Below are 12,715 nucleotides of genomic sequence, written 5' to 3'. Positions count from 1 at the left end.
GATGATGTGGCGAGGGTCGCCACGAGCGCTCACGTCATTCGGACCGCATCTCGACACGGCGCACCAGAGCACGAAGGAGCCTGCCATGGCTGACACGTACGTCTACCTGATCCACGAGGGTGACTGGAACTCCGACGCCTTCCTCGACGGCACCGACCCCGGTGCTGCCCCTGCCGGCAAGGACCCGAGCGCGCCGGGTGCCGAGGGCGCCCCGGCCGACATGGACGCGTCCTTCCCCGAGCACAAGGCCTTCCAGCTGGCGGTCGCCGACCTCGGCGCCCGGATCGTCGGCGGGGCCGCCCTGCAGAACTCGCGCCACGGCGGCACCGTCACACCGGGCCCGAAGGACCGGCTCGTCGAGGACGCCGTCTACACCGACGGGCCGTTCGCCGACACCGCGGAGGTCATCACCGGCTTCTACCTCGTCGAGACCGACGACGAGGACACCGCCCGCCGCGTCGCCGCTCTCGTGCCGACCGGTGGCCACATCGAGTGGCGCAAGGTCTTCCCGACGGGGATGTGAGTGCCGCTCGGGCCGGGTGAGTTCGAGGAGGCGTGGCCGCGCATCGTGCGCGCCCTCGCCTCCTTCACCGGCAGCCTCGACGACGCGGAGGAGTATGCCGCGGAAGCCGTCGCGCGGGCCGCCGCGCACGAGAACGGCGGCGGCGGGCCGATCGAGTCGTATGCCGCGTGGTGCACCTCGGTGGCCAAGCGGGCGTGGCTCGACGACGCCCGCCGCCGCACCGTCCTCGAGCGGCTCGCCCCCGAGCTCGCCCGCTCCGACACGGACCTCACGGCCGCCCCCGTCACCGACCGGACCGCCATGGATGCCGACGACCTCTCCCGCGCGGGCCTCGACGACCGGCTCGCCCTGCTCTTCGTCGCCTGCGACGAGGCGATCTCACCCGCGTCGCGCATGGTGCTCGCCCTCCGGGTCGTCTGCGGGCTGACCGTGCCTCAGATCGGGAGCCATCTCGGCATCCAGGAGACTGCGGCAGCCGCCCGGCTCACCCGGGCCAAGCGCGCCCTGAGCGAGGCTCGCGGCAGCTTCCACATCCCCGACGCGTCAGAGCGCCGGCGCCGGCTACCGGTGGTCCTCGCCTGTGTCGCAGGCATGTTCACCGTCGCCCACCGGACGGTGCTCGACCCGGCCGATGCCGTCGCCGACACCGGGCGTCAGGCGCTCTCCATCGCGGACGCCGTCGTCGCGGCCTACCCCTCCGACACCGAGGTCCGCGGTCTGCGCGCCGTGATCCGGCTGGGCCTCGCCCGTCGACCCGGCCGGGTCGACGAGACGGGCACGGGGCTCGCCCTCGACGAGGTCGACCGCACCCGGTGGGACCTCACCCTCCTGCGGGCCGGACTCGCCGATGCGACCCTGGCTGCGGCCGGCGACGGACGCTTCGCCCTCGAAGCCGCGATCGCGGGGCTGCACTCCAGCGCCCGGACCTTCGCCGACACCGACTGGGAGCGGATCGTCTCGCTCTACCTCGCGCTCGAGCAGCGCTGGCCCTCACCCTCCGTGCAGGTCGCTCGCCTCACCGCGACCGCGCACGGGTGCCTCGCCCGTGGAGCGGACACCGCCGAGGTCGAGCGGGAGCTGCGGGCGCTGGAAGCCGGCGCGGCGGCATACGCCCGCCGGGACGCTGCCCTGGCGCTCGCCGACATCGCGTGGCGCACGGGGCGGCGAGACGAGGCGACGGCGCTCTACCGCGACCTCGCGGAGGTCATGGAGGCGGAGCCGCTGCGGCGCTTCTGCCTGCGACGAGCCTCCGGCGCGCCTGACCAGCCCTCGGAAACGGGATGACCGGCGCCCGCGCCGGCCTCACACTGGTGCGGTGCCCACCTCCAGCCAGTGGCTCGCCTTCCTCGTCGCCTCGATCCTCTTCATCCAGGTGCCGGGCCCGAGTCTGCTCTTCACCATCGGCCGCGCCCTGACCGTCGGCCGGCGCGAGGCGCTGCTCTCCGTCGTCGGCAACGGCATCGGCGTGACGGTGCAGGTGCTGCTCGTCGCCGTCGGGCTCGGCGCCGTCGTCGCCGCGAGCGCCACCGCCTACACGGTCATCAAGGTCGTCGGTGCCGCCTACGTCATCTGGCTCGGCATCCAGGCCATCCGGCACCGGGGCGAGGCGCGCCAGGCGCTCGAGACCGAGACTGCGGCCTCCCAGGGGCACGCACTGCGCATCGGCTTCGTCGTCGGGGTGACCAACCCGAAGACGATCCTCTTCTTCGTCGCCTTCCTGCCGCAGTTCACCAACACCGCAGCCGGCCACGTCAGCGTCCAGATGGCAGTGCTCGGCCTCGTCTTCGGTCTCATGGCGATCTGCTCCGACAGCATCTGGGCGCTGCTCGCCTCCAAGGCCCGCGACTGGTTCGCCCGGAAGCCGCACCGCCTCGACCGCCTCGGCGCCGCCGGGGGCACGATGATGGTCGGGCTCGGGGTGACCCTGCTCGCCCGCGAGTAGCCGCAACACTCAGGCAAAACCCAGTCAATCCCCAGTCGATCTCTGTCACACCGGCCTCGCGCCTTTGATATGACGGAGGGGTGACCTTCGTTTCGCCGGTGCTGACGGGCCCGTCGGACACGCACGCACGGGCCCGTCAGCACGAGCGAGCCGTCGCAGAGGCCGCCGCGGCGTATGCCGCCCTGCCGCCCGACCAGCCGGTCCGCCTCGCGAAGCGCACGTCCAACCTCTTCCGCACACGCGCTGCAGCGACGGCTCCGGGCCTCGACCTGTCGGCCCTGCAGGGCGTCATCGAGGTCGATGCGGTGGCCCGCACGGCACGGGTCGGGGGCCTCACGACCTACGAGCAGCTCGTCGACGAGCTGCTGCCACACGGCTTCGTGCCGCTCGTCGTGCCCCAGCTGCGCACCATCACGATCGGCGGCGCGGTGACGGGTCTCGGCATCGAGGCCGCCTCCTTCCGCAACGGGCTACCGCACGAGTCGGTCCTCGAGATGCGCATCCTCACCGGCACCGGCGAGGTCGTCACCGCGACCCCGGACGGAGAGCACGCGGACCTCTTCCGCACGTTCCCGAACTCCTACGGCTCGCTCGGCTACGCCCTCGACCTCGTCATCGAGCTCGAGCCGGCGCTGCCCTACGTCAGCCTCCGCCACGTGCGCTTCCCGTCGGTCGCGGCCCTGCAGGACGTCGTCGACGCGGTGATGACGACCCGGGCCCACGCGGGAGAGCGGGTCGACTTCGTCGACGGCGTCGTCTTCAGTGCGACCGAGTCCTACCTGACCCTCGCCCGGTGGACCGACGACCTCGAGGGGCGGGTGCGTCCGAGCGACTACACCGGTGACGACATCTTCTACCGCTCGATCCAGACCCGGCGCCGCGACGTGCTCACCGCGCACGACTACCTCTGGCGGTGGGACACCGACTGGTTCTGGTGCAGCCGTGCCTTCGGGGCGCAGGTCCCGGCCGTGCGCCGGCTCTGGCCGCGCCACCTGCTCCGCAGCGACGTCTACTGGCGCATCGTCGCCCTCGAGAACCGGCACCACGTGATGGGCCGGATCGACCGCTGGCGCGGCCGCCCACCGAACGAGCGGGTCGTCCAGGACGTCGAGATCCCCCTGCACCGCACGGCCGACTTCGTGTCGTGGTTCCTGCGCGAGGTGCCGATCGAGCCGATCTGGCTCTGCCCCATCCAGCTCCGTCCCGATACACACGGCCGGCACGACGACCCCGGCGACGACCCGCCGTGGCCCCTCTACCCGATGCGCCGTGACGAGCGCTACGTCAACGTCGGCTTCTGGTCGACCGTCCCCGTCGCGCCCGGCGCAGCCGACGGTGATGTCAACCGCGCCATCGAGCGACAGGTCACCGACCTCGGCGGACACAAGTCGCTCTACTCGGACGCCTACTACGACGAGGCCACCTTCGCCCGGCTCTACGGCGACGCGGCATACCGGCCCGTCAAACGGCGCTACGACCCCGACGGGCGGTTCGCGACCCTCTACGAGAAGGCGGTGCAGGCAAGATGACGATGACGGTGGGCGCGGCATTCGATCGGATCTTCGGTGCGGAGACTCCCTTCCGGCTCGTGGCCTTCGACGGCTCGACGGGAGGCATGCCGTCGGGGCGGGTGATGCGTCTCAAGAGCGCTCGTGGCCTCAACTACCTCCTCACGGCACCGGGCGACCTCGGCCTCGCCCGGGCCTACCTCATGGGTGACCTCGAGATCGACGGCCTCGACGAGGGCGACCCCTACGAGGTCCTGCGGCTCGTCGCCGGCGGGCTCGTGCCCCGGCGCCTCGGCCCGCGCGACGTCGCCGAGCTCGCGGCGTTCGTCGGTCGCTCGGGCCTGCGCGTGCCAGAGCTGCCCGCCGTCGAGGCGCCCAGCCCGCTGCGGCGCCTCAGCCACGGGCTGCGGCACGCACGCTCCCGCGATGCCGAGGCGATCCACCACCACTACGACGTGAGCAACGAGTTCTACGAGCTCGTCCTCGGTCCGTCGATGACCTACACGTGCGCCTGCTACCCCAGCGATGCTGCGACCCTCGAGGACGCCCAGGCGTACAAGTACGACCTCGTGGCCCGCAAGCTCGGTCTCGAGCCAGGCATGCGGCTGCTCGACGTCGGCTGCGGCTGGGGCGGCATGGTGCGGCACGCCGTGCAGCACTACGGCGTCACGGCGCTCGGCGTCACCCTGTCGAAGGAGCAGGCCGGTTGGGCCCAGGCGCGCATCGAGGCCGAGGGACTCGGCGACCGCGCCGAGGTGCGGCACGCCGACTACCGCGACGTGACGGAGCGTGGCTTCGACGCCGTGAGCTCGATCGGCCTGACCGAGCACATCGGGGTCAAGAACTACCCCGCCTACTTCCGCTTCCTGCGCGAGCGCCTGCGCGACGAGGGGCGGCTGCTCAACCACTGCATCACGCGGCCCGACAACCAGCACGCCGGCCTCCCCTCGCGGGGCTTCATCAACCGCTACGTCTTCCCCGACGGCGAGCTCACCGGGTCGGGCGACATCGTGCGGGCGATGGAGGACGAGGGCTTCGAGGTGCGTCACCACGAGAACCTCCGCGAGCACTACGCGAAGACCCTCGCCGGCTGGAACACCAACCTGTCGAAGAACTGGGACGACTGCGTCGCCCTCGCCGGGGTCGACACAGCGCGGGTGTGGGGCCTCTACCTCGCCGGATCTCGAGTTGCCTTCGAGCGCAACGAGATCCAGCTGCACCAGGTGCTGGCGTCGCGCACGACGAGCGAGGGCGTGTCCGGCTTCCCGCTTCGACCGCGCTACGAGCCGTCAGACTTCTGACCCGGCAATCGAGAGAGCAGTTCGTCGGCCCATCCCGGTGATACGCGAGCCAGGAGACGTCCGACGAACTGCTCTCTCGATTGGGGGGTGGATGGCTCGGCGGACGGTCAGCCGGATCCGCCGAGGTCGACCTCGTAGGCCTGGTAGACGATGTCGCCGCCGACCTGACGGTGCCGGCGCAGGCGACCCACCAGGGTCGTCACCTCCTCGCGGAAGGCGGGCAGGTCGGCGATCGTGCCGCCGTGCTCCAGAATCGCGAGGGAGCCGTCGATGGCCTCGACGAAGTCGCGGTGCTCGGCGCGCTGCCGCTCGATCGCCGGCACGAGCCGCGGCGCGGACGCGCTGATCCGGTCGTAGATGCCGCCGGGTCGCTCGGTGACCTCGACATGGTCGGCGAAGTCGTGAGCGAGCTCGGCGAGGGCAGCGTGCAGCCGCTCTCGCCAGGCGCCACCTCGCCCGATCGCCGACTCGAGGGCGAGGTCGACCGCGCTCAACGACTCGTGCAGCTCGGCGCGACGGGTGCGCACCTGGTCGAGATAGGCGGTGAGCTCGGACCCCGTGGTGGCGGACCGAACGGTGTCAGGCTGAGTCTGCATCATGACCACCTCTCTGCTCCCATGATCCCGCCGGCGACGACGCGGCGTCCAGAGGGAGCGGGCGTGAGACGGGCCATGGACTCACCCGTGGCGTGGCGCATACATGATGACGGCCACGCCGACCAGACAGAGCAGCGCTCCGCCGACGTCCCAGCGGTCGGGCCGGAAGCCGTCGACGACCATCCCCCAGAGCAGCGAGCCGGCCACGAAGACGCCGCCGTATGCCGCGAGGATCCTCCCGAAGCTCGCGTCGGGCTGGAGGGTGGCGACGAAGCCGTAGAGGCCGAGCGCGATGACGCCCGCACCGATCCAGGCCCAGCCGCGGTGCTCGCGCACGCCCTGCCAGACGAGCCACGCACCACCGATCTCGGCGAAGGCGGCGACGACGAAGAGGAGGATCGATCGGGCGACGGTCACCGGGTCATCGTCGCACCGGGGCGCGACCAGAACGGCGCCGCGACGGTCAGAGGTCGCCGGCTGCGCGGCGCTCGTCGTCGCTGCGGAGGATGCAGAACTCGTTGCCCTCGGGGTCGGCCATGACGACCCAGCCCCGCCCCTCAGGGGTGCGGCAGTCCTGCACGACGGTGGCCCCGAGAGCGGTGACCCGCTCGACCTCCTCGTCGCGCGGGCGGTCGGTGGGACGCAGGTCGAAGTGCACGCGGTTGCGCAGCTGCTTCGCGTCGGGCACGTCGATGAAGAGGATCCGGTGGGACCCGTCCGGCGAGAAGATCATGCACTCCTCGTGAGCCGGCTCGTTGGGGTCGTCCGGATCCTCGTGGTAGCCGAGCAGGTCGGCCCACCACACCGACTGGCGGTAGGCATCGAGGGCGTTGACGGTCGTGTGCGACAGGACGAGGGCCATGGCCGCCATCCTGTCGCGGAGCGCGCCGCCGCCGCCACGGAGTTTGCGGGGTCAGCCGACCTTGCGGCGCGCGGCGCTCCAGCGCCAGATCGCGGTGACGATGACCGCACCGACGATGGAGCCGATGATGCCGCTGGGACGCAGCTCGAGGCCGTCGCCCGCGATGAGGCTGGCGAGCAGACCGCCGACGAAGGAGCCGACGATGCCGGCCACGAAGGCCATCGTCCAGTCGATGCCCTTGCTTCCCCGACCGAGGATGAGCTGAGCCGCGGCGCCGACGAGCATGCCGAAGAGGATGATGCCGATGATGAGCATGCGCAGAGCATAGGTGGCGGCGCGTGAACGGCGCACGGTTCTGCCAGTGATGCCGTCGATGTCCGCCCCTCGCCGAATGCGCTTCGTCAACCTTGGTTGACGTCGGAAGGTGAGACACGTAGCGTGTCAACTGACGTTGACAACTTCTGGAGGTCCCGTGGAGGTGGACGAGGTGCTGACGATCGCACGCGCGACCGGGGACGACGACCCACGGGTGGCGCTCGCAGCAGCTCGCGAGCTGCGCCGCGCCGCCGATCGCACCGAGGCTGCGGTCGTGCGCCGCGCACGCGTGGGCGGTATGCCCTGGGCCGAGATCGCCGAGCAGCTGGGGGTCACGCGCCAGGCCGTCCACAAGAAGTACGGTCGCCGCTGACCCCGTCGGTGGACAGCTGGGGAGAGCCCGTCAAGCCGGTACACGTGCCCGCGCCATGTGGGCGGGGAGCCTCCGGTCAGCGGCGGAGGACGACGACGGTGTCGAGCGCTTCGCGGGGACCCTCGTCGGTGTCGACCGGTCGGACGCGGATCTCGGCCACCTCGACCTGGGCTCCCGCGGCGTCGAGGTCGAGATGGGCGAGCACCTCCTCGGGGTCGTAGAGGACCGACCGCTCGCTCGGACCACCCCAGCCGTGCTCGAGGTTGCGACCCGCGTGGCCGACGACGACGAGGCGCCCACCCGGGCGCACCGCCTCAAGGCCGGCGCGAAGGGCGGCTCGCATCTGCTCGGCTGGCAGCTGGAGGTAGGAGAAGAGGACGAGGTCGTGCCCACCTGCCCCCGGGACGGGAAGGGTGGCGTCCGCCACGACCGCGGTCAGGCGGTCGGCCCGGTCACCGAGCACCGACGCAGCCCGGTCGCGCAGGCGGCTGATCGCGACGTCGGAGTAGTCCGTGGCGAGCACCGTCCAGCCCTGCTCGACGAGCCAGATCGCGTTGCGACCCTCGCCCGCGGCGATGTCGGCTGCGCTGCCGGGCTCCAGCGGTCCGACGAGCTCGGCGACGAAGCGGTTGGGCTCAGCCGACCAGACGAGCTCGGAGGCGGCATACCGCTCGTTCCACGCGTTCGCATCCATGGGACTCATTGTGCTCGCCCGTGGTGAGCGCGCTCAGGTGGCGACGCTGTCGAGCCAGGGCTCGAGGACGCCGAGCACGTCTCCCGGCACCTCGAGCTGGGGCGTGTGCCCGACGCCGTCGAGGTATGCCGTGCGCCAGCTCGGGTTGAGCGTCGCGGTCCGTCGGGCTGCCGCCACCGGCACGAGACGGTCGTCCTCGCCGTGCACGAGCAGCACCGGCCGGTCGATGCCCGCGATGAGCGCGTCGTAGCGCCGCGGGCGGCGGAGCACCGCGAGGAGCGAGCGGGCGGCACCGAGGAAGTCCGCCTCCGGCGCGGGCATGGTGCGGCGCCAGGCGGCGAGCTGCACGCTCGCGCCGATGAGGTCGTCGTCGGCGCGGGAGGGATCGGCGAAGCAGAGCGCGATGGTGCCGAGGACCCGCTGACGGTCGGAGTAGCGGGCGGTGTAGCGCGTGAGCACGGCCTCGCCGACCCGCGGCACGGCATACAGCGCGAAGGTGGCTGCGACCTGGGGGTCCTGACGCTGTCGCGCGATCGGCAGCGCGGGGTCGATGAGTCCGAGACCCGCGACCTGCTCGGGACGACGGTCGGCGAGCAGGAGCGAGACCATGCCGCCCATCGAGTTGCCGACGAGGACCGCCGGCCGCCCGAGCACCCGGTGGACGAAGCGGCTCAGCAGCGCCGCGTTGTGGTGCACCGACGTCGACCGGCCGAGTGAGGGCGTCAGCCCGAAGCCGGCGAGGTCGAGGGCCACGACGCGCCGCGTCCGCGCGAGCGCCGGTCCGATGCCGACCCAGTTGAGGTGGGAGCCGCCGAGTCCGTGCACGAGGACGACCGGCGACGGTGCGTCAGGGTCGTCGCACCCGTCCGGGCCGCCGAAGTCGACGTAGTGGACCGGGCCGTCGAGGTCGACCGACCGGCTGGGTGCGCCCCACGGTGCCGCGAGGTCGAGGGGCTGGGCCGCGCTCGCGGCGTGCGGCTCGAAGGACTGCTGGCTCGACATGGGCGCAACCTACCCGCCGGACCTGAGGCTCGTCAGGCGTCGTGCCGCGCAGCCCGCAGCCCGATGAGCCGCTCCTCGACCCGGTTGGCGGTGAGCGACCTGGCGCGGTCGAGCGCGGCTGCCGCCTCCGCTGACCGGCCGAGCCGTGCGAGCAGGTCGGCTCGCACGACGTGGAACGCGGGGTAGCCGCCGAGGTCGAGCCCCTCGACGAGCCCGAGCCCCGAGGCAGCCCCCTCCACCTCAGCCACGGCCACGGCCCGGTTGAGTCGCACGACGTCGGTCGGGAACACCTCGAGAAGCTGGTCGTAGAGCGCCACGACCTGCACCCAGTCGGTGTCCGACGCCGTCGCGGCGTCGGTGTGCACCGCGTTGATCGCTGCCTGGATCTGGAACGGCCCGGGAGCGTTGCGCCGCAGGCATTCCCGCACGAGGGCATGGCCCTCGGCGACGAGCGCGGCATCCCAGCAGGCCCGGTCCTGGTCGGCGAGCAGCACCGGCTCGCCCGCCGCGTCGGTGCGGGCCGGGCGCCGTGCCTCGGTGAGCAGCATGAGGGCGAGCAGCCCCTTCGCCTCCGGCTCGTCGGGCATGAGCTCGACGACGGCGCGGCCGAGCCGGATCGCCTCGGCCGCGAGGTCGGGGCGCCCCAGCTCGCTGCCCGAGGTCGCCGTGTGGCCCTCGGTGAAGACGAGGTAGACGACCGAGAGCACCGAGGTGACGCGGGGCGGCAGGTCAGCGTCTCGAGGCACCCGATAGGGGATGCCCACGTCGCGAATCTTCCTCTTGGCCCTGACGATCCGCTGCGCCATGGTCGCCTCGGGGACGAGGAAGGCCCGGGCGATCTCCGCTGTCGTGAGGCCGCCCAGGAGGCGGAGTGTCAGTGCCACCTGGGCCTCCCTCGACAGGGCCGGGTGGCAGCAGGTGAAGACGAGGCGGAGTCGCTCGTCGCGCACGGGACCCTCCTCTCGGGGCTCGTCCGGAGCGGCGATCAACGCCGCCTCCGACTGACGCGCGTCGCGACTGGCCTCCCGGCGCAGCCGGTCGATGGCCCGGCGACGCGCGGTGGTGATGATCCAGCCGGCGGGGCTGGGCGGCATACCGTCTCGGGGCCAGCGCGCGACCGCCACGGCGAAGGCGTCCTGCACGGCGTCCTCGGCGAGGTCGATGTCACCGAGGGCGCGGATGAGGACCGCCACCGCCCGCCCGTGCTCCGCGCGGAAGACACGGGCGATGTCGGCGCTCGTCACCGGGGGCCGACCGGCGGGATCGGGCATGCTCACTCCGTCGTCGGCTGCTGACCCGGGCCGCCCTGCTCGAAGGGGCGGATCTCGACGGTGAGGCCCGTGGCTCCGGCGATGCGCTCGGCCCACCCGAGTGCGACGTCGTAGTCGGCCGCGCGCACGATCGAGATGCCGCCGAGGTGCTCCTTGGCCTCGATGAACGGGCCGTCGGTGAGCAGCGCGTCGCTGACGGCGTCGGGCTTGCGCACCACCGTGGCCGACGAGGTGGCCGCGAGACCGCCGGCGAAGACCCAGCCGCCAGCGGCACGGATGTCGTCGTTGATCTTCTCGAGCTCGGCCATGATCGCCGCGAGGTCGACCTCCGGCGGCGGGGGGCCGTCGCCGGAGAAGAGGCTGATGAGGTAGGTCCGCGTGGTGTCCATGGTCGCTCCTGGTGCTCGTGCCGGATGGTGTGGCGGTGAGGTGACGGCGCCGGGACGGTCGCCGCTCACCCTCTACACGAACGAGACCCGGCGCGATCGACAGCTGCGATCGACAGTTGCGTCCGACCGCTTCCGGTCAGGGCCGCGGACGCTGCTCGACGAGGCCCACGAGGTTGCTTTCGCTGTCCCTGACGAACGCCATCCACTCGTCGGTGCCCGCGGGCCCGAGCGAGTCGTCCTCGTGGGCGAAGATGACGTGGGGTTCGGCCTCGACGGGTGCACCCGCACGGCGAAGGCGCTCGACCGTCGCGTCGATGTCGTCGACGGACAGGTAGTGCAGGGCGCTCGGCGCGGCCCGGTCGAGCAGGAGGCGCACGCCGCCGAGGTCGAAGAAGACGAGGCCCGGCGGGTCGAAGGTGGCGACGGGCCCAGCGCCGAGCAGGTCGGCGTAGAACGCGGTCGCGCGCTCGAGGTCCTCGGCGTGCTGGGCGATCTGCACGAGCGTCATCCCCGCACGGTAGCCCCGTCTTTGGAGACCCGTCGAGAGGCAGGTCTGCCGCGAGGCCGGGTGTGCCGGAAGGCCGGGTGCGCCGAAGGGGCGCGGTCGCGCGCAGCGACCACGCCCCCTCGGCCCCGGGCGCTCGGAGCGCCGGGCCTCGCCTCACCTGCCGGCGGTGCGCAGGCCCTCCTGCCACTCCATGAGGTCGGCGATCTTGCCGGAGACCTCGTGCTCGTCGATGAGACCGTTGGCCTTTCCCCGCGCCGTCTGCAGCGCCTGCAGCGCGGCGTCGCGGTCGCCGGCCTCGGCTGCGGCCTCGGCGGCGGCGAGCCGCTCCTCGACCTGAGCCGTGAGCTTCTCCGAACGCACCGAGCCGTCGTCGGAGGCGGTCAGCAGGCCCTTGACCTCGGCGAAGGTCACGCAGTCCCCGCCGCCGCTCACCCTGCCGGCGGTCCACTCGATCCCGCCCTTGAGGTGCTCGAGGAAGACCGGGTCGGAGTACGAGGAGTCGACGTGACCGGCGCCTTCGTACCAGGAGCGACCACCCTCGAAGTTGTGGCACCAGGCGATCGGGTGGTCGGCGCCCATCCGGCCTCCGCTGTAGGTCGACTCGTCGAGCGTGATGAGGACCCGCACGGAGTCGCGGGGGTTCGACGAGAAGTTGTACCACTCGTCGAACCGGACCCACGCGCTCGGCAGGTGCGTGGTCGAGGGGTGCGTCGGGTCCTCGACGCGCATGGTCGCGGTCTGCTGAGCGGGGTGGTTGACGAAGCGGGCCCCGCCGCCCGAGAGCTTGCTGTACCACGGCACCGAGTGCATGGTGTCGGTCGCCGCGTGGAGGCCGACGTAGCCACCGCCGCCGCGGATGTAGCCCTGGAACGCTGCGAGCTCCGAGTCGTTGAGCAGTCTCGGCGTCGCCGGGTTCATGCTGTTCGTGTTGTCGACGGGCGAGGCGAAGATGATCGTCGCGTACTTCGACAGGTTCTCGGCGCTCGTGAACGGGGTGCTCGCCATCGTGAGGGCGGGCTGACCCGGCGACCCGGGTCCCCACCAGCCGCCGGAGCTGTTCGGCGGGTCCCAGACGTCGACGGTGAAGCCGCTCTCGCGGCCCATGTCGATGACGGCGTTCGTCGTCTCGTCGATGTGCGAGTGGCGGAAGCCGAGGGTCTTGCCGACGACGAGGACCTTGTACTCCCCTGTAGTGGCGGCCGCGGTGCCGGCGGTGACGGCTGCGGTGCCAGCGGTGACGGCTGCGGTGCCGGCTGCGGTGCCGGCGGCGCCGGCGGCGCCGGCGGCGCCGGCCGACGCTGCCCCGAAGCCGAGCAGGAGCGCGGCGAGTCCGGCGAAGGTCCCGAGCAGGCGGCCCGGGCCGACACGTCGGTGTGTCGTTGTCATGGTTGTCTCCTTGTGTGAGGTGCTGTGTGAGGTGCTGTGTGAGGT

General features: G+C 72.2%; 16 protein-coding genes. 6 read left to right on the top strand and 10 right to left on the bottom strand.

All coding sequences use genetic code 11. The annotated features are described in order from the left end of the window. Positions 1–85: 85 nt before the first annotated feature. From FBY41_RS20085 to FBY41_RS20065, 5 genes are all read left to right on the top strand, one after another. The gene (locus tag FBY41_RS20085; protein WP_141846512.1) at positions 86–523 is read left to right on the top strand and encodes a YciI family protein; all 438 of its coding nucleotides are present in this window, start codon (positions 86–88) and stop codon (positions 521–523) included. After that, the gene (locus tag FBY41_RS20080) at positions 524–1,807 is read left to right on the top strand and encodes a DUF6596 domain-containing protein (protein ID WP_141846510.1); all 1,284 of its coding nucleotides are present in this window, start codon (positions 524–526) and stop codon (positions 1,805–1,807) included. It begins immediately after the preceding gene. A gap of 31 nt (positions 1,808–1,838) precedes the next feature. Then, positions 1,839–2,465, top strand: a complete 627-nt coding sequence (locus FBY41_RS20075; protein WP_141846508.1) for a LysE family translocator — start codon at positions 1,839–1,841, stop codon at positions 2,463–2,465. 80 nt (positions 2,466–2,545) lie between these two features. Continuing rightward, a complete protein-coding gene (locus FBY41_RS20070) occupies positions 2,546–3,994 on the top strand; it encodes an FAD-binding oxidoreductase (RefSeq protein ID WP_260439938.1) in 1,449 nt (482 codons plus the stop codon). Beyond that, positions 3,991–5,274, top strand: coding sequence for an SAM-dependent methyltransferase (locus tag FBY41_RS20065; RefSeq protein ID WP_141846506.1), 1,284 nt, complete (start codon positions 3,991–3,993; stop codon positions 5,272–5,274). The genes FBY41_RS20070 and FBY41_RS20065 overlap by 4 nt, the downstream gene beginning before the upstream one ends. A 107-nt stretch (positions 5,275–5,381) precedes the next feature. Here FBY41_RS20065 and FBY41_RS20060 read toward each other — a convergent pair whose 3' ends face one another. The 4 genes from FBY41_RS20060 to FBY41_RS20045 form a co-directional block, all read right to left on the bottom strand. Further along, positions 5,382–5,870 (bottom strand): hypothetical protein, encoded by a 489-nt coding sequence (locus FBY41_RS20060; RefSeq protein ID WP_141846504.1) that lies wholly within the window; start codon positions 5,868–5,870, stop codon positions 5,382–5,384. 81 nt (positions 5,871–5,951) lie between these two features. After that, positions 5,952–6,287 carry a YnfA family protein gene (locus tag FBY41_RS20055; protein WP_141846502.1) on the bottom strand — a complete coding sequence of 112 codons (336 nt, stop codon included), beginning with the start codon at positions 6,285–6,287 and terminating at the stop codon, positions 5,952–5,954. 46 nt (positions 6,288–6,333) lie between these two features. Continuing rightward, on the bottom strand, positions 6,334–6,732 hold the full coding sequence (locus FBY41_RS23535) for a VOC family protein (RefSeq protein ID WP_185749176.1): 399 nt from the start codon (positions 6,730–6,732) through the stop codon (positions 6,334–6,336). Between the two features lie 51 nt (positions 6,733–6,783). Next, positions 6,784–7,047, bottom strand: a complete 264-nt coding sequence (locus tag FBY41_RS20045; RefSeq protein ID WP_141846500.1) for a GlsB/YeaQ/YmgE family stress response membrane protein — start codon at positions 7,045–7,047, stop codon at positions 6,784–6,786. A gap of 157 nt (positions 7,048–7,204) precedes the next feature. Here FBY41_RS20045 and FBY41_RS20040 point away from each other — a divergent pair, with 157 nt between their 5' ends. Then, positions 7,205–7,420 (top strand): sigma factor-like helix-turn-helix DNA-binding protein, encoded by a 216-nt coding sequence (locus FBY41_RS20040; protein ID WP_141846498.1) that lies wholly within the window; start codon positions 7,205–7,207, stop codon positions 7,418–7,420. 76 nt (positions 7,421–7,496) lie between these two features. Here the strand turns inward: FBY41_RS20040 and FBY41_RS20035 are convergent, their stop codons facing one another. The 6 genes from FBY41_RS20035 to FBY41_RS20010 form a co-directional block, all read right to left on the bottom strand. Then, complete coding sequence (locus FBY41_RS20035) at positions 7,497–8,114, bottom strand: class I SAM-dependent methyltransferase (RefSeq protein WP_141846496.1); 618 nt, start codon at positions 8,112–8,114, stop codon at positions 7,497–7,499. 33 nt (positions 8,115–8,147) lie between these two features. Further along, on the bottom strand, positions 8,148–9,116 hold the full coding sequence (locus FBY41_RS20030; protein WP_141846494.1) for an alpha/beta fold hydrolase: 969 nt from the start codon (positions 9,114–9,116) through the stop codon (positions 8,148–8,150). A 32-nt stretch (positions 9,117–9,148) separates the two neighbouring features. Then, the gene (locus tag FBY41_RS20025) at positions 9,149–10,387 is read right to left on the bottom strand and encodes an RNA polymerase sigma factor (protein ID WP_141846492.1); all 1,239 of its coding nucleotides are present in this window, start codon (positions 10,385–10,387) and stop codon (positions 9,149–9,151) included. Between the two features lie 2 nt (positions 10,388–10,389). Beyond that, the gene (locus FBY41_RS20020) at positions 10,390–10,776 is read right to left on the bottom strand and encodes a YciI family protein (RefSeq protein ID WP_141846490.1); all 387 of its coding nucleotides are present in this window, start codon (positions 10,774–10,776) and stop codon (positions 10,390–10,392) included. 136 nt (positions 10,777–10,912) lie between these two features. After that, complete coding sequence (locus tag FBY41_RS20015) at positions 10,913–11,284, bottom strand: VOC family protein (RefSeq protein WP_141846488.1); 372 nt, start codon at positions 11,282–11,284, stop codon at positions 10,913–10,915. Positions 11,285–11,437: 153 nt separating this feature from the next. Next, positions 11,438–12,670 carry a ThuA domain-containing protein gene (locus tag FBY41_RS20010; protein WP_185749175.1) on the bottom strand — a complete coding sequence of 411 codons (1,233 nt, stop codon included), beginning with the start codon at positions 12,668–12,670 and terminating at the stop codon, positions 11,438–11,440. Positions 12,671–12,715 lie beyond the last annotated feature (45 nt).

Origin of the sequence: Humibacillus xanthopallidus (assembly GCF_006716675.1) — a bacterium.
Classification (GTDB): Bacteria; Actinomycetota; Actinomycetes; order Actinomycetales; family Dermatophilaceae; genus Humibacillus; species Humibacillus xanthopallidus_B.
The sequence above is the reverse complement of the archived record's forward strand: the minus strand, read 5'-3'. Positions and strand labels throughout refer to the sequence as shown.